This is a genomic window from Rhizobium sp. WSM1274 (assembly GCF_025200775.1).
GTDB classification, from domain to species: domain Bacteria; phylum Pseudomonadota; class Alphaproteobacteria; order Rhizobiales; family Rhizobiaceae; genus Rhizobium; species Rhizobium leguminosarum_I.
Genome location: NZ_CP104139.1, coordinates 173,995 through 195,712 on the forward strand (window position 1 = coordinate 173,995; position 21,718 = coordinate 195,712).

General features: G+C 59.2%; 20 protein-coding genes and 1 pseudogene. 8 read left to right on the plus strand and 13 right to left on the minus strand.

Features of this window, described 5'->3' with window-relative positions; all coding sequences use genetic code 11:
- The first annotated feature begins 12 nt into the window (after positions 1–12).
- From N2600_RS25060 to N2600_RS25080, 5 genes are all read left to right on the plus strand, one after another.
- Positions 13–1,458, plus strand: a complete 1,446-nt coding sequence (locus N2600_RS25060) for a CpaF family protein (protein WP_024321491.1) — start codon at positions 13–15, stop codon at positions 1,456–1,458.
- Complete coding sequence (locus N2600_RS25065; protein ID WP_260299215.1) at positions 1,455–2,408, plus strand: type II secretion system F family protein; 954 nt, start codon at positions 1,455–1,457, stop codon at positions 2,406–2,408. The genes N2600_RS25060 and N2600_RS25065 overlap by 4 nt, the downstream gene beginning before the upstream one ends.
- Before the next feature lie 7 nt (positions 2,409–2,415).
- On the plus strand, positions 2,416–3,360 hold the full coding sequence (locus tag N2600_RS25070; protein WP_260299216.1) for a type II secretion system F family protein: 945 nt from the start codon (positions 2,416–2,418) through the stop codon (positions 3,358–3,360).
- A 15-nt stretch (positions 3,361–3,375) separates the two neighbouring features.
- Positions 3,376–4,680, plus strand: a complete 1,305-nt coding sequence (locus N2600_RS25075) for an AAA family ATPase (RefSeq protein WP_260299217.1) — start codon at positions 3,376–3,378, stop codon at positions 4,678–4,680.
- A 64-nt stretch (positions 4,681–4,744) separates the two neighbouring features.
- Positions 4,745–5,305 (plus strand): hypothetical protein, encoded by a 561-nt coding sequence (locus N2600_RS25080; protein ID WP_260299218.1) that lies wholly within the window; start codon positions 4,745–4,747, stop codon positions 5,303–5,305.
- 212 nt (positions 5,306–5,517) lie between these two features.
- On the opposite strand, the gene N2600_RS25085 is transcribed toward N2600_RS25080, so the two are convergent.
- Positions 5,518–6,039 carry a tetratricopeptide repeat protein gene (locus N2600_RS25085; RefSeq protein ID WP_026154513.1) on the minus strand — a complete coding sequence of 174 codons (522 nt, stop codon included), beginning with the start codon at positions 6,037–6,039 and terminating at the stop codon, positions 5,518–5,520.
- Positions 6,040–6,297: 258 nt separating this feature from the next.
- On the opposite strand from N2600_RS25085, the pseudogene N2600_RS34505 reads away from it, so the two are divergent.
- Positions 6,298–6,799: pseudogene (locus N2600_RS34505) on the plus strand (hypothetical protein).
- A gap of 117 nt (positions 6,800–6,916) precedes the next feature.
- Here the strand turns inward: N2600_RS34505 and N2600_RS25090 are convergent.
- From N2600_RS25090 to N2600_RS25135, 10 genes are all read right to left on the minus strand, one after another.
- Positions 6,917–7,444, minus strand: coding sequence for a GNAT family N-acetyltransferase (locus tag N2600_RS25090; RefSeq protein ID WP_260299219.1), 528 nt, complete (start codon positions 7,442–7,444; stop codon positions 6,917–6,919).
- Positions 7,441–7,719 carry a type II toxin-antitoxin system TacA family antitoxin gene (locus N2600_RS25095; RefSeq protein WP_260299220.1) on the minus strand — a complete coding sequence of 93 codons (279 nt, stop codon included), beginning with the start codon at positions 7,717–7,719 and terminating at the stop codon, positions 7,441–7,443. The genes N2600_RS25090 and N2600_RS25095 overlap by 4 nt, the downstream gene beginning before the upstream one ends.
- 204 nt (positions 7,720–7,923) lie before the next feature.
- Positions 7,924–8,754 (minus strand): DUF6030 family protein, encoded by an 831-nt coding sequence (locus N2600_RS25100; RefSeq protein WP_260299481.1) that lies wholly within the window; start codon positions 8,752–8,754, stop codon positions 7,924–7,926.
- Positions 8,755–9,202: 448 nt separating this feature from the next.
- On the minus strand, positions 9,203–11,317 hold the full coding sequence (locus tag N2600_RS25105; RefSeq protein ID WP_260299221.1) for a carboxy terminal-processing peptidase: 2,115 nt from the start codon (positions 11,315–11,317) through the stop codon (positions 9,203–9,205).
- Between the two features lie 149 nt (positions 11,318–11,466).
- Positions 11,467–11,946, minus strand: coding sequence for an MEKHLA domain-containing protein (locus tag N2600_RS25110; protein WP_260299222.1), 480 nt, complete (start codon positions 11,944–11,946; stop codon positions 11,467–11,469).
- Between the two features lie 117 nt (positions 11,947–12,063).
- Positions 12,064–13,254 carry a M20 aminoacylase family protein gene (locus tag N2600_RS25115; protein ID WP_260299223.1) on the minus strand — a complete coding sequence of 397 codons (1,191 nt, stop codon included), beginning with the start codon at positions 13,252–13,254 and terminating at the stop codon, positions 12,064–12,066.
- 70 nt (positions 13,255–13,324) lie between these two features.
- Complete coding sequence (locus tag N2600_RS25120; protein ID WP_260299224.1) at positions 13,325–14,104, minus strand: amino acid ABC transporter ATP-binding protein; 780 nt, start codon at positions 14,102–14,104, stop codon at positions 13,325–13,327.
- The gene (locus N2600_RS25125) at positions 14,101–15,030 is read right to left on the minus strand and encodes an amino acid ABC transporter permease (RefSeq protein ID WP_017967679.1); all 930 of its coding nucleotides are present in this window, start codon (positions 15,028–15,030) and stop codon (positions 14,101–14,103) included. The genes N2600_RS25120 and N2600_RS25125 overlap by 4 nt, the downstream gene beginning before the upstream one ends.
- Positions 15,027–15,917, minus strand: a complete 891-nt coding sequence (locus tag N2600_RS25130; RefSeq protein WP_260299225.1) for an ABC transporter substrate-binding protein — start codon at positions 15,915–15,917, stop codon at positions 15,027–15,029. The genes N2600_RS25125 and N2600_RS25130 overlap by 4 nt, the downstream gene beginning before the upstream one ends.
- 72 nt (positions 15,918–15,989) lie before the next feature.
- Positions 15,990–16,952, minus strand: coding sequence for a nitrate ABC transporter substrate-binding protein (locus N2600_RS25135; RefSeq protein WP_260299226.1), 963 nt, complete (start codon positions 16,950–16,952; stop codon positions 15,990–15,992).
- Between the two features lie 99 nt (positions 16,953–17,051).
- Here N2600_RS25135 and N2600_RS25140 point away from each other — a divergent pair, with 99 nt between their 5' ends.
- Positions 17,052–18,377: an aminotransferase-like domain-containing protein gene (locus N2600_RS25140; RefSeq protein ID WP_260299227.1), complete on the plus strand. Its 1,326-nt coding sequence runs from the start codon at positions 17,052–17,054 to the stop codon at positions 18,375–18,377.
- Positions 18,378–18,434: 57 nt separating this feature from the next.
- Here the strand turns inward: N2600_RS25140 and N2600_RS25145 are convergent, their stop codons facing one another.
- Both N2600_RS25145 and N2600_RS25150 read right to left on the minus strand, forming a co-directional pair.
- A complete protein-coding gene (locus N2600_RS25145) occupies positions 18,435–19,157 on the minus strand; it encodes a response regulator transcription factor (RefSeq protein ID WP_260111438.1) in 723 nt (240 codons plus the stop codon).
- Positions 19,158–19,170: 13 nt separating this feature from the next.
- Positions 19,171–20,409 carry a GAF domain-containing sensor histidine kinase gene (locus tag N2600_RS25150; protein ID WP_260299228.1) on the minus strand — a complete coding sequence of 413 codons (1,239 nt, stop codon included), beginning with the start codon at positions 20,407–20,409 and terminating at the stop codon, positions 19,171–19,173.
- 281 nt (positions 20,410–20,690) lie between these two features.
- Between N2600_RS25150 and N2600_RS25155 the strand changes: the two genes are divergently transcribed.
- A complete protein-coding gene (locus N2600_RS25155) occupies positions 20,691–21,707 on the plus strand; it encodes an ABC transporter substrate-binding protein (RefSeq protein WP_260299229.1) in 1,017 nt (338 codons plus the stop codon).
- Positions 21,708–21,718: the final 11 nt, after the last annotated feature.

A 21,718-nucleotide genomic window follows, 5' to 3' on the forward strand; every position in this document is an offset into this window, starting at 1 on the left:
GGGGTGGGGCAAATGGCGAGCGGTATCATGGGGCGTTTCTACAGGCAGGAGCCGGAAAATCGGGAACATCCGGAGGCGGCCGAACTGTCTTTGCTCGGCGCGGCTCAGGCCATGCCTGCCCAACCGGCCTCCGACAGCGCCGCGACGAGTGACGAAGAGGCTTCGCTCGGGCCGGATATGGTCTCCGAGCGGGTCAATCTCCACCGCTACCTGCTCGATCGCATCAATCTCGGGATCCTCGATACACTCGACAACGAGGAGATCGCCACCGAGATCCGGCCATTGGTCAAGGACTATATCCGGACCAACAATTTTCCGCTGAATGCCAAGGAAATCAATGATCTGATCCGCGATATCACCGACGAGATGCTCGGGCTCGGACCGATCGAGCCGCTGCTGGCCGACGACACGATCGCAGATATTCTCATCAACGGCTACAACAGCGTCTATGTCGAGCGCAGCGGCAAGCTCGAGAGCACCGCCGTTCGTTTCAAGGATGAGGACCATCTCCTTCGGGTGATCAACAAGATCGTCTCGGCGGTTGGCCGCCGTGTCGACGAGTCGACGCCGATGGTCGACGCCCGCCTCAAGGATGGCTCGCGTGTCAACGTCGCCATCCGGCCGATCTCGGTCGATGGACCGCTCGTTTCCATCCGCAAATTCACCCGCAAGCCGCTGACGATGGAACGCCTCGTGCAATATGGCGCCATGGCCGATGCAATGCGCATCCTTCTCAGCGCCGCGGTCAAGGGCAAGGTGTCCATGGTCATCTCAGGCGGCACCGGTTCTGGCAAGACCACCTTGCTCAACGCTCTCTCGTCGCAGATTTCTCCAAGGGAGCGTCTGATCACCATCGAGGATGCGGCCGAGCTTCAACTGCAGCAGCCACATGTCGGGCGCTTGGAAACACGACCGCCGACGCTCGACGGGCGCAACGAGATCCGTCAACGCGAACTTTTGAAAAACGCCCTGCGCATGCGTCCCGACCGCATCATCGTCGGCGAAGTCCGCGGCGACGAGGCGTTCGACATGCTGCAGGCGATGAATACCGGCCACGAGGGGTCGATGACGACCATTCACGCCAACACGCCCCGCGACGCCGTCGGCCGACTTGAGCAGATGGTCGGCATGGCAGGGATGCCGATGTCGCAGTTGAGCATTCGCTCGCAGATATCGTCCGCCATCACCATGATCGTGCAGGTCCAGCGCCTGAGCGACGGCAGCCGCAAGGTTGTCTCAATCTCCGAGATCACCGGCATGGAGGGCGAAGTCGTGCAAATGCAGGAGATTATGAAATTTAAGAAACTCGGAACCGATGAAGGCGGGCGAATTCATGGAGAATTCCGCGCCACCGGCATTCGGCCGCGGTTCGTCGAGGAATTTGCCGAACTCGGGATCGAGATCCCTGTGACGATTTTTGATCCCGGTAAACCGCTGCAGACGGGACCTGCCCAATGATCCTGCTTCTCCTTTACGCATCCGTTTTTACCGCCGCCCTTGTTGCTGTCGAAGCGATCATGCGCGGCTATTTCAAGACATCCGAACGCCACCGCGCTGTGAACCATCGGCTGAGCTTGCTCGAGGTCAGCGATGATCATCGCAAGACCTATAGTGATATGCTCAAGGAGCGCGGGGCCGGCAGCCGTTGGCGGCAGACCCCCCTGATGCAGCGGCTGCTGCAGTTCTACGCCCAGTCGGGGATCAAGTTCGATGCCAGGCGATTTGCTCTCTTCGCGATCGCGGGCGCTCTTTTGACGTGGCTGGTGGTTCAGGTCCTCCTGCCGAGCACTCTGTTCAGAGTGCCCGCCTTTCTGCTGATCTGCCTCCTCATCCCCGCACTCGTCATCTGGCGCGCCCGGGTGCGCCGCATGAGGAAATTCGAACTGAAACTTCCTGAAGCGCTCGATGTCGCCAATCGCAGCCTGGCCGCCGGCCACCCTCTGCCGGCGGCGATTTCGTTGGTCGCGCGCGAGATGCCTGATCCGATCGGCACCGAGTTCGGCCTCCTCTCGGATGAACTCACCTACGGCGTGACACTGGACGACGCCCTCGTCAACTTGGCCGACCGGGTCGGCGTCGAGGATCTGAACCTGCTTGCGATATCGCTGAGCGTACAGGCGGGAACCGGCGGCAATCTGGTGGAGATCTTGCAGAACCTTTCGAAGACGCTGCGAGACCGCACGCTGCTGAAGGCAAAGGTCAGGGCGATTTCCTCGGAAGGACGCATCACGGCGATCTTCATGTCGATGTATCCGTTTCTGCTCTACGCGATGATCAAGATATTGTCGCCGACCTACTTCGATCCCGTCTGGGAGAGCGGCCACGGAGCCATCGTCGTGACCGTGCTGTTGGCCGTCATGGCGATCGGGAATGTCATTCTCTATAAGATGGTCAACTTCGAGTACTGAGGCGGTCATGTCGAGTGAGTATGGAATTTACCTGATCGTCTTCTTTGCAGTGCTGATATTCTCTGCAACAGCGTCGGAATTGTTTTTTCGACGGCGCGAGGTCTCGGTTCGGGTCTCGAAGAGCTCGGCGGCAACAGGCGAGGAGTTCCACCTTGGCGATACGACGATTGCCGATCTCGGCGAGGCGGAAAACCGCCTGATCCGTCGCTATTTCGAGATTACGCGACGTGACACCAATGCGAACTCCACCCAAAACCGGCTGATCCGGGCGGGATATTTCGCTGCCGGCGCCGTGACCACCTTCCAGGTGGTTCGTGCGCTGGTCTGTATCAGCGTGCTGGTCGCGGCGGTCTGGGCTCTGAATTGGGTCGTGCCGGACATGTCTCGGGTGGCTACGCTGGTCGTTGCGATGTTTGCCGCGGGCGTAACCTTTATTCTGGTCAACATCTATATCGACCGGCGTGGCGCCGCCAAGGAGCGGGAGTACCGCCGCCTCTTTCCCGATTTTATGGATATGCTGATCGTCTGCCTCGATGCGGGCATGAGCATCGAGGCGTCGGCGAACCGTGTTGCCAGGGAATTCGTTGATAAGCAGCAGGACTTCGGCCTGCATCTCTCAATCATGATGCTGGAAGTGCGAGGAGGCCGGCGCTTACGCGAGGCGCTTGCGAACCTTGCCGTCCGCCTGAGGATTGACGAAGCCCGGGCGCTATCCGTTCTGTTCCGCCAATCGGAGGAGCTCGGGACCAGTGTAACGCAGACGTTGCGGGTCTACTGCAAGGAAATGCGCGACCTCCGCATTATTCGCGCGGAGGAAAAGGCGAACGCCTTGCCGGTCAAGATGCTGCTTCCGCTCGGCGCGTTCCTTTTTCCGGTAAGTCTCATCATCGTTCTCGTTCCCGTTGTTATCCGCGTCATCAGTCTTCTTCTCAGCATGAGCCCCAGCGGTTGAGCCAAGCGAGGTCATATGCAGTATTCGCTCGAACATGATCGTAACGATTTCACCACTCCTCTCGACCCGCGCATGCCGATGGCACCGGCAAGCCTGGAACAAGCCGGACTGGATCCGTCGTTCCTCCTCCGGCTGGCGTCAAAATGTGCAGCCGAGCAGGATACAACCACGGCATCTCATCTGGCTGAGCGCATGAAATTGCCGAAAGTGATCGTCAATATCCTGATCAAGGAACTCGTGAAACTCGCATGCCTCGAGGCGCGCGGCCTGGCTGGCGAGGATGTGAGATCCGATATTCGATATGCGCTTTCAATGAAGGGGTTCGAATATGCCCACGCGGCGTCCCGTCAAAGCCAATATGTCGGGCCGGCGCCGGTGTCGCTGGACGCGTTCTGCCGGCAAATAGGCTTGCAGTCCATCCATGACGAGCGCGTAACGCCAGAGCGGCTGACCGAGAGCCTTGACGGGCTGGTGCTCTCAGACGCCTTGGTCGAAAAGCTCGGCCCGGCCATCAACTCCGGTCGCTCTATCCTGCTCTACGGACCACCCGGAAACGGAAAGACGAGTATTGCCGAGCGGACGTCGCAACTGTTTCGTCAAACAATCTGGGTGCCCTATGCCATCGAGGTCGGCGGCCATGTCATCAGTTTCTATGACGAAGCCGTGCATCATCCTGTATCGGAGGCTGACACACAATCCCATCCGAAAGCGGATCAACGATGGATCGAATGCCGCCGTCCGGTGATCAAGACGGGCGGGGAATTGACCCTCGATCAGCTCGATCTCACCTTCAACGCGGGACCGAATGTCTATGAAGCGCCCATCCACTTGAAGGCATCAGGCGGCGTTTTCATCATCGACGACTTCGGGCGTCAACAAGTGGCGCCGCAGGCGCTTATCAATCGCTGGATTGTGCCGCTCGAGCGCGGATATGACTTCCTGACGCTGCACACCGGCAAGAAGTTCAGGGTTCCCTTTGACGAGCTGGTCGTATTTTCGACGAATATCGCACCGAAGGACCTTTCCGATGAGGCGGGCTTGCGGCGCCTCAAATACAAGATCTTTGTCAACACGCCGTCGCGCGACGAATATATCAAAATTTTCAAATCCTATGCCAGCGGCACCGGATTGGTTGTCTGTGATCCAGACCTGAATCTGTTCTACGATCGCAAGTACAACGGCGATGTGCTAGCGTCTTGCTATCATCCAAAATATCTGCTGGATTTCGTCAGTTCTTACTGCGAGTTCAACGGCATAGCCGGAATCGCATCGCTCGGTATGCTCGAACGGGCGTGGGAAGGTGTATTTACGTCGGAATGATTGCGGGTTTGTCACTGGGCAATGTGTCCAACGCAGATTTGATGACTTACGGGGGAGTAAACGAATGACCAGCATTCCGGGTATTGAGGTTGAAGCAGACCGCCCAAAGCCAAACAATTCGCGAGAGATAGAGAAGCGGGGCTCAAAAAGCCCCCTACTCGTCGGTTTGCTGCTGATGCTCCTGCCCGTGAATGCTGGCGTTCTCATCTATACCGCCAAAAACTCGGCGGATGTTCGCGAGAGCCGCGAGACCATCGCCGCGCTTAAAAGGTCCATCGATGGCCTGAGGGGACAAATGGAAAAGCAGTCGCGCAACATCGCGGATAATGCCAAGGCTGACGAAGTCGCACTTATCCGCCAGGGGATGGATGGGCTGCAAAAGACTATGATGAACGAACGGCGAAACGACACAAGCGGTCTTCGCATGGGTTCAGCTTTGGTCCTTCGCGCACCCGGCAAGGAGCCGGCACAATTTTTCGCACCCCGTGCCGCCCCAGCGGAAACTCTAACTCCGGATAGCAGTCTTGCGTCGATGGCGGCCGGGGGCATTGCAGTCAACGACCTGCCGCGTTACGAACGAACACTCTCGCCGGAGGGCCAGCTCATCCTTCGGAAGGCACGGTAAAACAACGACTTCACCTCCAAAGAACGTCGCATCAAACGTGCTTCATGTGACGTGCTTTAGGTCTTTGTGTTCCGCATGTCCTGTCGCGAAACCGCTGCACAATTTTGCGCGACATGTTTAAAGCAGTCGCTGGACGCAGCCAGAGGCGCCGCGCCGATGCTCGCAACGCGGCAAGGGCACTCTCGTCTCGATGCAGATCGCGGAAAGCCCTATCACCGCTGAGCGTAGTTCACGCTGTTCTTCATCAATTCGAGGTTACGGGCAGTGACTTCGTTTCCGGGATCAAGCTCATAGGCTTTCAGGAAATACCGTCTGGCAGTGCGCAAGTCACCGCGCAGCAGGTGAGAATATCCGATATTGTTGTAGTAGACTGGGGTGTTGCCGATCATGCGCGAGAGTTGCTGGTAGGCGCGGTCGGAGGTGTCGAAGCGGGCAACCATGTCGGCGGAGGCTGCCAAGCCTAGCCACGCGGCCGGATCTTCCGGAAAAACGTCAACCGCTCGCTTGTAAATGGCGTAGGATTTTCCGTAGTTCTTTTCCTGAAACTGCAGTTTGCCGGTCGTTATCAACTCGTCGTTCTTATAGAAGGCGACGGCTGAGTCATCCTCGAGGGTCTTTGCACTGTCGCCATAAGCAGCCAGACCATCAACGCTGGACGACTGGCAACCAGCTAAGATCACGCCAGTCGCTATCAAAAACGCAATGCATTTAGTCCCAGCTCTGATTTGCAACATTGACAACTTGATTCCCCCATCAGACATTCTTACCCAAGACTCGGATGTGTTCACCGGAAATCATCATAAAAAAAAGCTAACAACTCAAGAATTTAAGCAAGTAGTCGCAAAAAAGCGACAGATACCGTCTTCGCGCGAAACGCGCCAAGGTGATAAATGCCAACTATTCAAAGTTGATATCGTGTGCTCAGTGATTCTCAGCGTAGAAAATTAATCAACGTCACCTACCCTGCTCGTCGGTCAAAGATGGAACGCCGTATGCGGATCGCTATTTTCACGCTGATGCGACTTGGGCCATCGCTGGCTTACGCGATAGCATCGATCTTCGTTCTCAGCATACCACTCTTGGAAAGCCACCCATCAAGTGCGTCCGCCTGGTGGCTGCATATGACGATACTTCCGGTCATGCGCGAGCCCATCTACCTGCTTTTGGCGGTACCCGGCGTTGGAATTTGGAGCGCCACGATCCTGTTGGCGCTTGCATCGATTTTCGGGATTCGAGTGGCTCTGCAGCCGCAAAGACCCACCGGTCTGGATTCATCCATGCGCATATCGCGCTGATCGCGACCGGTCTAACGATGGGCGGGCAGCAGTTGCGCAAGCCGGCCTTTCCGACTTGGCGATGCCTCGGTTTCAGCGAGGCGACTGGTCGTTCCCGCCGCTATCCCACTCCCCGCTTGGGACCTTCCTTTTCATATCCGTATTGTCGGCTTGCATTTGCTGCCATTTAACAATCATCAATCGTATAAAATCGGCATGATAGAAAAGGGGCGAACCGCCCCCGCTCAGTAACAATCGGCAGTCTCGAGGTCCTTCCGTGAGTATTGCCTGAGCAGCGTGCTGAAGGGACGAAACCAATCGCTTGGCGCCAAAGCGGCTACAAGAGCCCCTTGGCCTTGAAGTCGGCGGCGAAGGTGGCAAGCGGCATAACGAGGGTGAGCGGTTTCCCTTGCAGCGGTTCGGCGCCGTAGCCGGCATACCAATGGGCGGCGCGTTCGCTCTTGGCATCGATGATAAGCAGGATCCCGCCGCCCTCGCTGGCGAGCCGCAGGCAACGGAGCGCCGCAGCGGCGATGAGCTGGCCGCCTAAACCTTTTCCCGCCACCTTTATGTCGGTTGCCAAGCGCGCGAGCTTGAAGCCTGCGACTTCATGGCGCGCGAGGCCTCTCGTTATCTTCGGAGGCACGGCCTCATGCGTAACGGCCGAAGGCGCGACTGTGTAGAATCCGAGGATGCAATCAGGTTGGGCCTTGTCGATAGCGCAGAAGGTCTTCGCCGCATTCTGCTCATGGCTCTGCCGAGCAAAGCGCCGAATGAACTCGTTCATTGCCGCATCACCGCAATCGAATGCGGCCCGATCGTGCGACTTAGCGATCGGCTCTTCATGCCAGACGGGGAGGGTCACAAGGCATCCGGTAGAGCAGAGATCGCGGCTCGTAGTTTCGCGTTCGGTTTGGGCGGGTGTTCAAGCAGATCGAGGATGCGGATGAAATCGCGGCTCGAAACGGCCTCAACTTCCGCAGCCTGGATGACGGCTTCGGCTTCAGGTACGATCTTATCGAGAATGAAATCGGCCATATCCTTGTTCGAGAGGGCAGCCGCGCGCGCGATCAGTGCCTTCTGCTTTGGCGGGATGCGCAGCTGGTAGCGTTCGGTTTTACTGTCCGCGGTTCTCGGCATGATTATCTCCTTGGTCTCAATATAATGTACACATTGTATGTGTACAAGAAGTTTCCTGGTTGATCCCAGCATTCAGGGCCGAAATCATCCGGCGGTCTCACGTCTCATACTCAAAGGTCGTGACGCTCATCGCTCGAAACGTTGAAATCGTCAACGTTCAGACAAGCTCCAGCCTGATCCTGGATGTGACTGCCACTTGCTACGTCATTGAGCGCAATTGGCAGATTTCGACGCGCCCAAGCGGTCCGTGAGGATGAGGTTTGCGGGAACATTGCGCGAATTTGTTGCGGCTAGCCAGCGCTCAGTCGAAAAATAGGTCTTCGTCCTCACCTGCGGACCTGACGTCGCCTTAAGACCAAGCACAAAATTGAAGTTATTTCCGCTGCCGGCTTCGCGCGTGAAGCTGAGATAGGAGCCAAATCGTTCGTATTCGACGTTTCGAAGGTCTTGGATCGACGCAAGAGTATCCTCGAAATCATGCCAGCACGCCTGCTTCACAATGATCTCGAATATGCGCAGGACCGCCGGGGCGAGACGTCCCTGGGCGTCGGTCGACGGCCCAATGATCTTGGCGCGGATCTCAAGAATATTGCCCATTTCATCTCCACGAACCTTAAGGAAGGTTGAACTGGTGGGACGCACCTCGTCCCGTTCGTAAATGCGCTGAAAGTAACATTCATAGCTGCGATTGCGCATCGATGCGGCTTTCCACTCGCTCATCTCGATGCCGGCCTCTCGAAGAGCGCCGCACATATTCCGCCCCGAGACGCGCCACACCCGCATAAACTGACTTGCCAGCTCCAGCTTCGGGACTTCGATCAGCTGCAGCGATATCGACGTCGACGGGAGGGGAGAAGGAACCGCAGGATCCGGGCGGGCGGCTGTGCGAGACGATCGTGCAGCCTTATCGAGAGCGCGATCGTCAACGCGCCCGAGATCTTCGTGGATTTCATGGTAAAAAACAACGATGCCTGCAAGAAGCAAAACGGATATCAAAAGCCCCAGCCAAAGGAGGGACCAGCGGTTCCTCGGCATCGGGAAAATCCGCTGCCAACGTGAACTTTCGCGAGGAGGATCGACTGCTGATGGCACTTTATCCACGGCGCGACCTCACAAGCAAATAGGAGCGGCTGCGAGTTCGAACCCAATCAATCTCGATCCCATTTGCGATCAACCGGTGCCGGTCGGGGCACGGACCAAGCAACCCTGCTGACGCCTCCCTCTGAGATGAGCAACGGATGCGAAAAACGGTACAGTCTGTCCGACTCACCTTCGACCCAGTAATTGTGAAGTGGCGTGTGTGGAGCGTCAAGCAGCAACCCCAGTGGACGGCGTTCCCCCCCTACAGTTGAGGTGGAAAAGCGGACTGACGGCTCTAACGACAATCACATCCTCTGGACAAGCATGCGTGAAGATCTTGTCGTTGCACATTCGTGTCCCGTTCTATTGTCGCAGGACCTGAACCTACACCCGTCGGGAGTGATTATTTTCCGTTCGTGTTTCCCGGTTCTTTCGTGGCTGCCCTTAGCACGCCTTCCTGCAGACCCGCCTCGTCGGCAAGAATGGCGACGGTCTCGTCCAGCAAGACGTCTTTTGCATTCTTGCGAGCATTTTCAATGGCAATATCAGCACTCAGGCTGCGCTCGCCTGCCTCCAGGCCATCATCTCCAAGATCCTCGCCATCCCCTGCTTCCGCTCGATCCTTGAACCGTTTCTCGCGAGCAGCCGCTTCTTTGCGACGTTCGGCCTCATTGAGGGAAACAATTCCTTTCTCGCGCTGCGCCTTGAGGTCGGCAATGTCTTTTAGCAGGCGTTGGAAGTCCGGATTGCTCTCAACCCGCGCATCATGGCGGCTTTTCAATGTCGGCAGCAACGTCGTGATCGTATCGGCGGGCGTGTAGTTCGCGGGCTTGATCTCAGCCCACGGCAGGGCATTGTCATAGCTGGTCTCGCCGAAACTTGTCGGATCGGAAAGTCCTGGCAAGCTGATATCTGGCGTCACGCCGTGCAACTGCGTCGTACCACCGTTGACCCGGAAAAACTGGGCAATTGTCACTTTCAGCTCCCCGAACTCGGGTTTGCTGTTGCGAACAATCTGGTCAAGATCGATGACGGTTTGAACGGTGCCTTTCCCGAAACTGGGTTCGCCGACGATCACACCGCGACCATAATCCTGGATTGCCGCAGCAAAAATCTCCGAAGCCGAGGCCGAGCCGCGATTGATCAGGACACCCATCGGACCTGTCCAGACAGGCGCTGCAAACTCAGCGCTTTTGACCTCGATCTTGCCGTTGCTGCCACGTTGCTGAACGACCGGGCCACTGCCGATGAAGAGACCGGTCAAATCAATCGCCTCGTCCAATGAACCGCCGCCATTGTTACGCAGGTCGATGAGCACGCTGTCGACCTTTTCTTGCTTCAGTTCGTCGAGAAGCTTGGCGACATCGCGGCTTGCACTTTTGTAATCCTGGTCCCCTTTGCCCTTGGCGTCGAAGTCCTCATAAAATACCGGCAGAGTGATGATCCCGATTTTACGCGTCGCGTCGCCCGCCTTAACGGACAGCACAGTCTTCCTGGCGGCCTGCTTGTCGAGACTGATTTTATCGCGGACCAGGCTGATGACCCGATGCGTGCCATCTGCTCCGGCATCTGCCGGCAGGATATCCAGCCGCACGACGGAGCCTTTTTTCCCTCGTATCATCTGCACGACTTCATCAAGGCGCGTGCCCACCACTTCTTTGATCGCCCCATCCTTGCCTTGACCAACGCCGGTAATGCGGTCTCCGACCGCGAGCTTGCCGGACAGTTGCGCCGGCCCGCCAGGCACGAGTTCACGGATCGTCGTGTAGTCGTCGCGTTCCTGCAGTACAGCACCGATACCAAACAGCGAAAGCTTCATCGAGACATTGAAGTCGGCTGAAGCGGCCGCGCCGAAATAGTCCGTGTGCGGATCGATCGAGTTTGAATAGGCGTCCATGAACGACTGGAAAACGTCGTCGCTTTTAAACTTGTAAGCGCGCTCGAGCGTGTTTTCATAACGTTTGTCGAGCGTTTCGCGAATAGCCGCATCGGTTTTGCCGCCCAGCTTCAGCCGCAACCAGTCGTTCTTGACACGCTTGCGCCAGAGCTCATTGCTCTCGGCTTCCGACTGTGGCCACGGCGCTTTATCGCGCAGCACCGAATAATTTTCCTGCGCACTGAAATCGAAGCCCTGCTTGAGCAGGCCGCGCGCGTAGTTCATGCGGTCGACAACGCGCTGTTCATAGGCGTTGAAAATCCCAAATGGGATCTTCAAGTCCTTCCGTTCTATCGCATCGTCGATCTCGCTGCGGTCAGCCATGAACCTGTCGATATCAGTCTGCAGGAATAGCATGCGGTCCGGATCAAGTGACTTGATGAACGCATCCATGATCCTGGCCGACAGGGCGTCGTCAAGTGGAACGGGCTTGTAGCTATACCGCGAAAGAAATTGTGCGCTCAAATCCGCGGCTTGTGCCTGTCGCTTCAGCGGCGCCAAAACAGGCGGTGATGCGACTTCAGCATATGCGGACTGTGCAATTGCAAGAAATGCACCAAGGAAAACGTGGGCTATGCGCATTCAGCGTCGATCCAATTCTTAATGCCGAGTGTCGATATGCGATCTATGTGACGCAATCATGGTTTTTTGGCAACCGAGTGGCAAACCACATGGTTTGCAAAGCCGCGGAAACATATGCGGCGCATGGTCGGCGTCTCGGCAGCCGACGCTCAATCCGCCTGCACGTCTTGCCAGGAGTCGAATGTCGCAGCCTGACCGCGACGGCATCCGCTGCGGTCGACGAGATTCCAGACGATGGCCTTCTCGATATAGAAACGCCGCCCTGATTTGGCGATGCGAATTCCGCGATAGTCGGCGATAAAGCCATTCATCGTTACGGCGTTCAACAACCTGTCGCGTTCCGCACGGTCTGGCGCCTCCGCCGACAGACGCGACGGCAAAGTGATGAACTCGTCCCATGAATATTCGAAGCAAGCCTGGGCCGCGCGGTTTGCGTAGATGAAGCGCGGATCGGCATCGGTGTTGTGGGCAAGGACAACTGCCGGCGACTGGTCGTAAAGCCATTCAGCACCCTCGCCTTCCGGCGCCAGACGGCGTCCCAGCCTTCGTTCGAAGCTTTCCGCCATCAGTGCGTAAAACTGGAGATCGTAAGACAGGTCGAGTCCGGCGTCGTTATAATCGGCAATCATCCTGCGCATCCTGGAATTGCGGCGAGAGATCCTCACTTCAAGGGACTACAAAATCCTTTTGCGTTGCAGAAAATGCAAGCTCCAAATGCGACGCTGTAAAGCATGGCGAGCGAGACTTCAGGCGTCGTTCTGGAGGTAGCGTTCCGCAAGCCTTGCCCACATTGCCGCGCCAACCGTCAGGCTGGCATCGGCGAAGTCATATTTGGGGCTATGCAGGATGGCGGAACTCGTACCATTGCCAAGACGCAGGAAGCTTCCCGGCTTGTGCTCGAGAAAGTGGGCGAAATCCTCGCTGCCAGGGATGAGCGGGCAGGTCGCGACCTTGTCTTCGCCGACCAGTTCCGCCGCCACGATCCGGGCGAAATCCGTCTCGGCAGGCGAGTTGACGACCACAGGATTGCCGCGATCGTAGTCGATCTCGATCACAGCATCGTGACCCTCGGCCACAGAGCGGGCGAGCTTGGTGATGCGCTCCTGCAGGAGATCGCGAATGCGGGGCTCGAAGGAGCGCACGCTCAATGCAAGCTTGGCATATTCCGGAATGACGTTGACGGCATCGCCGGCATGGATCGTGCCGACGGTGATGACCGCCGTCTGGGTCGGATCGAGGTTGCGCGAGATGATCGTCTGCAGCGAGACGACCAAGCTGCACGCTACGACCACCGGATCGATGGTCAGGTGCGGCCGCGACGCGTGACCGCCTTTGCCCCTGATAGTCATCTCGACGGTATCCGACGCCGCCATCATCGGGCCGGATCGCAGCAGGATGGTGCCTTCGGGAGCGCCGGGGTGGTTGTGGAGCCCAAAGATTGCGTCGAACGGAAACCGCTCGAACAATCCGTCGGCGATCATCGCCTGGGCGCCGCTATTCTTGCCCGCCTCTTCCGCCGGCTGGAAGATCAGCGTCACCGTGCCGCTGAAGCGACGGGTGCGGGCGAGATATTCGGCGGCGCCGAGCAGCACGGTCGTGTGGCCGTCATGGCCGCAGGCATGCATCCTGCCGGGGGTGCTGCTGGCATAGGGTAGCCCGGTTTCCTCGACGATCGGCAGCGCATCCATGTCGGCGCGGATGGCGATGCCCCTGCTGCCCTTGCCGGCGCTGAGCCGGGCGACCACGCCGTGTCCGCCGACATTGCGGGTCACTTGATAACCCCAGCCTTCCAGCTTTTCGGCGACGTAGCGCGCCGTCTCCGCCTCTTCGAAAGAGAGTTCCGGATGGGCATGCAGGTAGTGACGGGTCGCCCTCAGCTCCGCCTCCGTGGCTTCGAAATCGGAGAGGCGGGCATAGGCATTGTCGAGCGTGGGCATGAAAACATCCAGTCTTGATCGAAAAGAACCATTGCTCCGGCCCGGGGGTCGAAGCAGAAGCTGACACCAGTCAGAGAAAACGGGCGAGAAACGCCTGAGTTCGGGGATGTTGCGGATCGCCGATGACATCCTCGGGCTTGCCCATTTCGACGACATTGCCGCCATCCATGAACACGACACGATCGGCCGCTTCGCGGGCGAAGCCGATCTCGTGGGTCACGACGATCATGGTCAGGCCCTGCTTGGCCAGATCACGCATGGTGGAAAGAACTTCGCCGACGAGTTCCGGGTCGAGCGCCGAGGTCGGCTCATCGAACAGCATCAGCTTGGGCTTGATCGCCAAGGCACGGGCGATGGCGACGCGCTGCTGCTGACCGCCCGAGAGCTGGCGGGGATAACTGCCCGCCTTTTCCGACAGCCCCACCCGTTCCAAAAGCCGCATGGCGTTCTCGGTCGCGGCCTTGCGGCTTTCTCCGTGAACGCCGACCGGGGCCTCGATAATGTTCTGCAGCACCGTCATATGCGGATAGAGGTTGAACTGTTGGAACACCATGCCGATCTTGCGCCGCTGGTGGGCGATCCCATTGCTCGACAGCTTTTCCAGCCGGTCCTTGCGGAGGCGATAACCGATCTGTTCGCCATCGACTTCGATGAACCCCTTATTGATCGCTTCGAGGTGGTTGATGCAGCGCAGGAAGGTAGACTTTCCCGACCCGGACGGGCCGAGCACCACGACGACTTCACCCGGCATGACGTCAAGGTCGATCCCCTTCAGCACTTCGAGCTGGTCGAAGGATTTGTGGACGTTGCGGGCTCTGACGAGAGGATTTGCGGTCTCGGCGGCGATCAATGGTTTGCCTCCTGGACAACGGCCTCGGGCTTTGCGGCAGCGACACTATTGCGCCGTTCGCTGCGGCCGTAATAGGCCTCGATATAGCTCTGGCCGAGATTGAGGATCGAGGTGATAAGCAAGTACCAGAGGACTGCGACAAGCAGCATCGGTACGATCTCGAAGGTGCGATTGTAGATCGACTGAACGGAATAGAGCAGATCGGCCATGGCGATGACGCTGACGAGCGACGTTGCCTTGATCATGCTGATCAGCTGGTTGCCGGTCGGCGGTACGATCGAGCGCATCGCCTGTGGAATGATGATCCGCCACAGCGCCCTCGCCTTGGTCATGCCGAAGGCTTCCGCCGTCTCGAACTGGCCGCGATCGACCGAGAGCAGGCCGCCGCGAATGATCTCGGCCATGTAGGCCGCTTCGTTCAAGGCCAGGCCGACGATTGCCGCTGTCATCGGCGTGATCACCGAATTGGTCTCCCAGCTTGCGAGCGTCGGACCGAACGGAATGGCGATCGAAAGTTCGGGGAAAAGGGTCGAGAGATTGTACCAGAATATCAGCTGCACCAGGAGCGGCGTGCCGCGGAAAAACCAGATGAACAGCGATGCCAGCGAACGTGCGAGCCGGTCATTCGACAGCCGGGCGATTGCCAGCCCGAGGCCGAGCACGATGCCGATGGCCATCGCAACCACCGTCAGGCCCAGGCTGACGTAAAGGCCACTGATGACAGTCGGATCGAAGAAATAGGCCGCGACAACAGGCCAGCCGAAATTCTCATTATGGGCGACGATCCACAGGAAGTTTGCGGCAATCAGGAGCACGACCACCCACAGGAGGAGCCGGCCCGTTTGAAAGGGCTTGTGGGCGTGGGCAACATCCCGGAAGTCCGCACCGCCAGACGGCGGTGCGGCAGTCGTGCGGTTATTGTTCATTTCGGCAGGGCTCCACCAAGATTGAGGCCGGGCTGCTTGATCATGTTGTTCTCAAGACCCCACTTTTTCATGATGGCGGCGTAGGCGCCGTTATCCATCAACGCCTTGATCGAGTCGAGCAGAACGGGGCCGAGCGGCGAGCCTTTCGGCACGACGGCGCCCTGATAGAGATCGTCGAAGCCATTCTTCTGGCCGACGCCGCTCAGTTCCAGCTGGCCGTTTGCCTGAGACACGAAATAGGTCAGCGGCGCCTGCGAGGAGAAGAAGGCGTCGGCGCGTTTGGAGCGGACCGCCAGGATCGAGCTCGGCTGGTCGGTGTAGGATTGCACTTCGAGCGCAGGCTTGCCGTCTGCCTTGCACTTTTCGACTTGGGCCTGGATCACTTTTTCAGCCGAGCCGCCGGCCATAACGGCAATGCGATTGCCGCAGGCGCTGTCGAGCGAGCCGATGGCCTTCGGATTGCCTTTCTGAACGGAGAAGACCACGAACTCCTGAACCCAATCGACGAAATCATTAGCCTCCTCACGGGTCTTGAAGTCACCGATCGGACCGAAGGCGAACTGGTAACGGCCGGAATTGATGCCGGCGAGCAATGCGGTCAGTCCGCTGACGGTTTCATGCTCGATCTCGACGCCGAGCATCTGGCCGATCGCATCAGTCAGGTCGGCGCTGGCACCGCTCAATTTCGTGCCGGTGACGATCTCATAGGGAGGAAAGGAACCATTGTTGACGGAAATCATCTTGCCGTCGGTGCGGATCTTCTCCGGCAGGCGGGCCCGAAGCGCGTCATTGACGATCTGCTTTGGTACGGCGGTTTCCTCAGCGAAGACCGACGTCGTCATCATCAGACCCAGCAGGGCGGCGGAAGCGATCAGTTTCGAATGCATGTCATTCCCCTTTTTTGGTTTACGAAAATGGTGATTCAACGATGAGACCTGACGAGCTTCACCGGGCATGGTTCACTGGGCCTTGGCGTGCCACGGAAACAGCTCGGCGGGCGTCAAAAGGCGCGGCATGATCTTCTGTTCGTAAAGTTCCTCGGCAAAATCGGCGATCATTGCCTCGTTCGCTGCAAGCCCGCTGACGTTCCAGCTTGGCGGCAGGTCGGCCGCGCAGCGGCGCAGTTCGTCGATCATCCAGGGCGTGGTGTCGGCATATTTCTCGCGCTTTTCCAGCCACAGACGCTGTGACTCGTCGATCAACTCGCTGAGTTCATCCATGATCCAAGGATGCTCCTTGACGATATCAGCCTTGAAGCCAATCAGATGCATGCCCGGGATATAACCAACCTCATTGAGGTAAGCGACTTCGGCGGCGCGGAAATCATCCAGCAGCTGACGGAGCGGCGACTCCTGGTCGAAGAAACCCTTCGGCATGAAAGGCGTGAACACGGCATCGAGCCCGCCATCCAGCAAAAGGTCGACCATAGGGCGCTCGCCGGGAGCAGCCTCGATGCGGCCGGGCCGTCCAAAACCATCGAGACGGTCGACGATCGGATGAGCCTCGGTCAGGCGCCCGGCATACCACATCGCATCCTCGACGCCGACGCCTTCCCGGCGCAACGCAGCGCGGGTCCAGGTATTTCCGGAATCGCGCCAGCCGGTCACGCCGATGTTCTTGCCGGCCAGATCGGACAGCGTACGGAGCGGACTGCCCTTGGCGGTGATGATGCAGCGATGACGGAAGCCGCGCATGATGAAGTTCGGCATGCCCAGAACCCGATCATCGCCATCATGACGCATCTGCGAATAGCGGCTGAAGGACATTTCCGCGGCGTCATGCGCCTCATCATCGGCGAGGCTGGACACCAGCGTGCCCACCCGATCCACTTTGATATCGAGACGGGACGAACTGACGTCACCGAGCACGAGCGGTGTCATGTAGTCCCAATCTCTCAGGGCGATGCGAAGTGTCACAGGCATGGAGGAACTCACAAAATTGCTCGACGAGGGGCAAATTAAATGTTCAAAGTAGAGAGTACAAATGTTATTACGTTATTGAACATTTAAAGTGAGAGAAAAATGGACGACACGGTCGAAGCCTCCTGGTTTGCCGAAAAAATAGCCGACCGCAGCATCCGGGGGATTGCTCTTGAAACCAGTGCGCTGATCCGTGCCGGTGTCCTGCCCATTGGGACGCGCCTGCCGGCGATCCGCGATATCGCTTACGAATTGCATGTCAGTCCGGCAACGATCTCCGAAGCCTGGAGCGAATTGCGGCGGCAGAAGATCATCAGCGGCCGGGGGCGCAACGGCACCTGGGTCAGCGGCGACCGCTTTGTCGCCAAGCCGGAACGCCTCGCCAGCTCGGGAAACTATAGGGCAGGTGTGCTCGACCTTACCTTAGCCGGGCCTGATGCAGCACTTCTTCCGCGCCTCGCCGACGCAATGGCCTATGGCGCGTCCGTCGATGATCTCAACAGCTATGAGCGCAGCCGGATCGTCCCTGAGTTGAAGGATGCCATTTCCAAGCGATGGCCCTATGAGGCTGAAGCCTTTCTCGCCACCAATGGCGGTTACAACGCTGTCTATACGATATTGCATGCGCTGGTCTCCCCGGGCTCGTCGGTCGCGATCGAACATCCCACAGCCATGCGACTGCTCGATATTCTCGAAGATCTCGGCGTGAAAATCATCCCTGTCGCCTGCGACGGCGAAGGCCCCCTGCCGGATTCGCTGCGCGACGCATTGCGGCAACGTCCGGCGGCTTTCCTGTTCCAGCCGCGGCTGCACTCGGTGACCGGCGTTGCGGTCAGTTCATCCCGCCTCGATCAGCTAGGAGATGTGCTGGAAGACAGCGATACGCTTATCATCGAGGATGACGGCGTCGGCGACGTGTCGGCGGCAAATCCGCAGTCGCTCGGTGGCCGATTTGCGGAGCGGACGATCCATATCCTCTCGCTCTCGAAAAGCCTCGGCCCGGATCTGCGTCTCGCGGTTCTGTCGAGTTCCGCGCCGATCGTCGACCAGATCCAGTCTTACCGTTCCTTCAGCGCCGGCTGGACCAGCCGTATCCTGCAAGGTGCCGCCGCCTGGCTGCTACGCGATCCGGCAACTTGGCAGCTTATCGGCGAGGCGCGCGAAATCTATCAGCAGAGGCGGGACGCCCTTGCCGATGCGCTCAGCGAACGGGGAATACCGATACCGGCGGGCCAGGGCCTGTGCCTCTGGGTGCCCGTCGTCTCCGAACCATTCGCGATGGTGACGCTTGCTGCGCGCAATATCGCCGTCAACCCGGGCAGCAAATTCTCCGTCTTGCCAAGCAGTCATATTCGAGTGGCGACCAGCACGCTCAGCCATCGCTATCAGGAAGCCGCCGATGCGATCGCGCTGGCTCATACGCCGTGAAAAGCAGGGGCCGCAGCCCAAGTCTCTGGTCCCCAGCCATTCCACCCAAGTCCAGAGCTACTTTCCCTCAAGCCACTCCTGCAGCTCTGCCTCAGCCCGCTCCAGAGCGCTGTAATTCAGGAGTTTGCGCAGGAAAGCGACCGTGACGGCGCGGGCGCGGAGATTGAAGCGGCCGTCCTCGTGGTCGTCGCCGGCGCTCTGGTAGACGTCGAGCTTGTCGTAGAGCTGCTGCAGTCGGTTCTGAACGCTGCGCAGCGACAGGCCACGACGTTTGGCGATGGCCCGGTCGGTGAGGCCGAGAGCGATATCGACGAGGATCTCGTATTCGGAATCGGTGAAGCCGTTCGTCTGGCCGAGGCTCTTCTGCTGCAGGCCCCGCACCTCGCGATCGATGACGCACTGGCTCTCGATGAAGATCGAGCGCAGCGCAAGCTTCAGCCGCTCGTCGGAGGCGGATTTCAGCACATAGCCATAGGCGGCGCCGTCCGGCACGATGCGGGAAACGCCGCGCACATAGGCCTCGTCCGAATAATTCGACCAGAACAGAATGCGAGTCTCCGGCCGCTCCTTCCAGATGGTGCGCGCCGCTTCGATGCCGTTGCGGCTCGCCATCTGCAGGTCCATGACGATATGCGCCGACTTGTGGTCGCGGGCGAGCTTCTCGCCGACGGTTCCGTTTTCTGCTTCGATAACCGTATCGCATTCCGGCAGAGCTGCGTTGACCGCCTCGTGCAGATAGGATCGGTGCAGCGGGTCATCCTCGACGATCAGAACCTTCATCATGCCCTTGTCCTCAGTTTGCCCCGATTGCCGGGTCGTGCGGGACAAGCGGTAGCACGACGCGCACCGCAGTCCCGTGATTGTTGTGACCGGGCCCGGTCGTGAACCGCGCCGAAATCAGCCGCGCACGGGTCTTCATATTGTCGATGCCGCCGCCGATCCGCCCCCGCGCCTTGGCAAGCCCGGTTCCGTCGTCGGAGATTTCGATCGACAGCCGTTCCTCGTCGGCCTCGAGTCGTACCGTGACCGCGAGCGGCGCGGCATGGCGCACCGCATTGTTGATCGCCTCCTGGGCGATCCGGAATAGCGCAACGCTGACGGTCGGTTCCAGTCGCTCCAGCGCGCCGTGCGTCTCGTCGACAAGGCCCCATTCGATGCCCGATCCGCTGTCGCGGGTCGATCGGTCCAGATGATGCTCGATCGCCTGGGCCAGGCCGAAGAGCTGCAGCACGGAGGGTTTTGCCTGTTCGATGATCTGCCGCAGATCCTGCATGCAATGCTGCAGCGAACGGGAGATCGGCTCCAGCGCCTCGGGCGCCACCTCACCATTGCGCGACAGCCGATCGATCCGGCGGGCGAGCCGCGTCAGGTCGGCGAGGGTCTGGTCGTGCAGGTCCATGCCGATCCGCTGGCGTTCCTGCTCCAAGGCTTCGGTCAATTTCAGCGCACCTTGCCGCAAGCCCTCCTCGCGGGCGCGGGCCTCGGCCTCGACAATGGCCGAGCGTTGTGCCTGCTCGGCCGCCTGCAGCGCGAAGAAATAGGGCGTCAGCAAATCGGCGATGATGCGGGCGCGTTCGATATCCTCCATCGTATAGACGCCCGAACTGTGCGACGAACAGGAAAGTGCGGCGATGATTGTGCCCTGCACCTTCATTGGGACATGCAAACGGCTCCTCAGCGACTGTTCGACGATCGGCCGCTTGAAGGCGCCCTCGAAGTGAAAACGCGGGTCGGTCATGGCGTCGTCCGCCAGCAGAAAATCCACCTCGCCCCAGAGCAGCGAGCGGATGGGGCTGTTGACAACAGGCGCGCCGGCAAGCCCGCCCCAGGCGGTCTCGATGCCCGTCTCGTAGGCCGTGTGATAGTTGCCGCCCTCAAGCAGCACGCAGACATCGAGATGGTCGTGCGGGATGATATGGGCGACCTCGGCCGCGACGGAACGGATAGCCGAGCGGAAGTCCAGCTGACCCGCGAGCAGCCGGGAAATGCCGAGATAATGGTCGAACATGGCTGCCGGTACGAGATGCAGCATCGTCAGTTCCTCCCCGTGACGGCAGCAGGCTCCTCAACCTGCAGCGCCCCCTTCCCAGTAAGCGCCTGCGGGAGCGCCTCCGTCTTGCGTAAACCCGCAGCTTGTTGCGCAAATCCCGCAAACGGATTGCCGCCTTGCCCCTGTACAGGCCGATCGATCTCCCGCATCCTGCCCTTACTGAGAGGAGGAAGCTCAGTGCAAGAACAATTTTCACTCGGACCCAATTGGGCCGGCAGGAGTGAATCGATCCGCCGACCAGCGCGATCATCAGGGAGGAAGACATGACAATCCGTAAGATGCTTCTGGCATCGGCCGCTATTGCTTGCGCCGCGATGCCCGTTTCCGCCTTTGCCGATACCGCGGCCAAGAAAATCGCCCTTTCCAATAACTATGCCGGCAATTCGTGGCGCCAGGCCATGCTGACGAGCTGGGGCAAGGTGACGGGCGAAGCCGTAAAGGCCGGCACCGTTGCCGCAGCCGACCCTTTCACCACCGCCGAGAACCAGGCGACGGAACAGGCCGCGCAGATCCAGAACATGATCCTGCAAGGCTATGACGCCATCGTGCTCAATGCCGCCTCGCCGACGGCGTTGAACGGCGCGGTCAAGGAGGCCTGCGACGCCGGCATCACCGTCGTGTCCTTCGACGGCATCGTCACCGAACCCTGCGCCTGGCGCATCGCCGTCAACTTCAAGGAAATGGGCCGCAGCGAGGTCGAGTACCTGTCGAAGAAACTGCCGGAAGGCGGTAACCTGCTCGAGATCCGCGGCCTTGCCGGTGTCTTCGTCGATGACGAGATCTCGGCCGGCATTCACGACGGCGTCAAACAGTACCCGCAGTTCAAGATTGTCGGCTCCGTTCACGGAGACTGGGCGCAGGACGTGGCGCAGAAGGCTGTTGCCGGCATCCTGCCGAGCCTGCCCGACCTTGCCGGCGTGGTAACGCAGGGCGGCGACGGCTATGGCGCCGCACAGGCGATTGCTGCGACCGACCGGAAGATGCCGATCATTATCATGGGCAACCGCGAAGACGAACTGAAGTGGTGGAAGGAGCAGAAGGACGCGAAGGGCTACGAGACCATGTCCGTGTCGATCGCGCCCGGTGTCTCGACGCTTGCCTTCTGGGTGGCGCAGCAGATCCTGAATGGCAAGCAAGTCAAGAAAGACCTCGTCGTGCCCTTCCTGCGCATCGACCAGGACAATCTCGAAACCAACCTCGCCAATACCCAGGCCGGCGGCGTCGCCAACGTGGAATACACGCAGGCAGACGCAATCAAGGTCATCGAGTCGGCAAAGTAAATCTCCCGGCG

What these genes read in the sequence shown, in the direction of transcription:
- N2600_RS25060 (WP_024321491.1), top strand. Translation starts at nt 13, where the DNA reads ATGGCGAGCGGTATCATGGGGCGTTTCTACAGGCAGGAGCCGGAAAAT.
- N2600_RS25065 (WP_260299215.1), top strand. Translation starts at nt 1,455, where the DNA reads ATGATCCTGCTTCTCCTTTACGCATCCGTTTTTACCGCCGCCCTTGTT.
- N2600_RS25070 (WP_260299216.1), top strand. Translation starts at nt 2,416, where the DNA reads ATGTCGAGTGAGTATGGAATTTACCTGATCGTCTTCTTTGCAGTGCTG.
- N2600_RS25075 (WP_260299217.1), top strand. Translation starts at nt 3,376, where the DNA reads ATGCAGTATTCGCTCGAACATGATCGTAACGATTTCACCACTCCTCTC.
- N2600_RS25080 (WP_260299218.1), top strand. Translation starts at nt 4,745, where the DNA reads ATGACCAGCATTCCGGGTATTGAGGTTGAAGCAGACCGCCCAAAGCCA.
- N2600_RS25085 (WP_026154513.1), bottom strand. Translation starts at nt 6,039, where the DNA reads ATGTTGCAAATCAGAGCTGGGACTAAATGCATTGCGTTTTTGATAGCG.
- N2600_RS25095 (WP_260299220.1), bottom strand. Translation starts at nt 7,719, where the DNA reads ATGCCGAGAACCGCGGACAGTAAAACCGAACGCTACCAGCTGCGCATC.
- N2600_RS25100 (WP_260299481.1), bottom strand. Translation starts at nt 8,754, where the DNA reads ATGCCGAGGAACCGCTGGTCCCTCCTTTGGCTGGGGCTTTTGATATCC.
- N2600_RS25105 (WP_260299221.1), bottom strand. Translation starts at nt 11,317, where the DNA reads ATGCGCATAGCCCACGTTTTCCTTGGTGCATTTCTTGCAATTGCACAG.
- N2600_RS25110 (WP_260299222.1), bottom strand. Translation starts at nt 11,946, where the DNA reads ATGATTGCCGATTATAACGACGCCGGACTCGACCTGTCTTACGATCTC.
- N2600_RS25115 (WP_260299223.1), bottom strand. Translation starts at nt 13,254, where the DNA reads ATGCCCACGCTCGACAATGCCTATGCCCGCCTCTCCGATTTCGAAGCC.
- N2600_RS25125 (WP_017967679.1), bottom strand. Translation starts at nt 15,030, where the DNA reads ATGAACAATAACCGCACGACTGCCGCACCGCCGTCTGGCGGTGCGGAC.
- N2600_RS25130 (WP_260299225.1), bottom strand. Translation starts at nt 15,917, where the DNA reads ATGCATTCGAAACTGATCGCTTCCGCCGCCCTGCTGGGTCTGATGATG.
- N2600_RS25135 (WP_260299226.1), bottom strand. Translation starts at nt 16,952, where the DNA reads ATGCCTGTGACACTTCGCATCGCCCTGAGAGATTGGGACTACATGACA.
- N2600_RS25140 (WP_260299227.1), top strand. Translation starts at nt 17,052, where the DNA reads ATGGACGACACGGTCGAAGCCTCCTGGTTTGCCGAAAAAATAGCCGAC.
- N2600_RS25145 (WP_260111438.1), bottom strand. Translation starts at nt 19,157, where the DNA reads ATGAAGGTTCTGATCGTCGAGGATGACCCGCTGCACCGATCCTATCTG.
- N2600_RS25150 (WP_260299228.1), bottom strand. Translation starts at nt 20,409, where the DNA reads ATGCTGCATCTCGTACCGGCAGCCATGTTCGACCATTATCTCGGCATT.
- N2600_RS25155 (WP_260299229.1), top strand. Translation starts at nt 20,691, where the DNA reads ATGACAATCCGTAAGATGCTTCTGGCATCGGCCGCTATTGCTTGCGCC.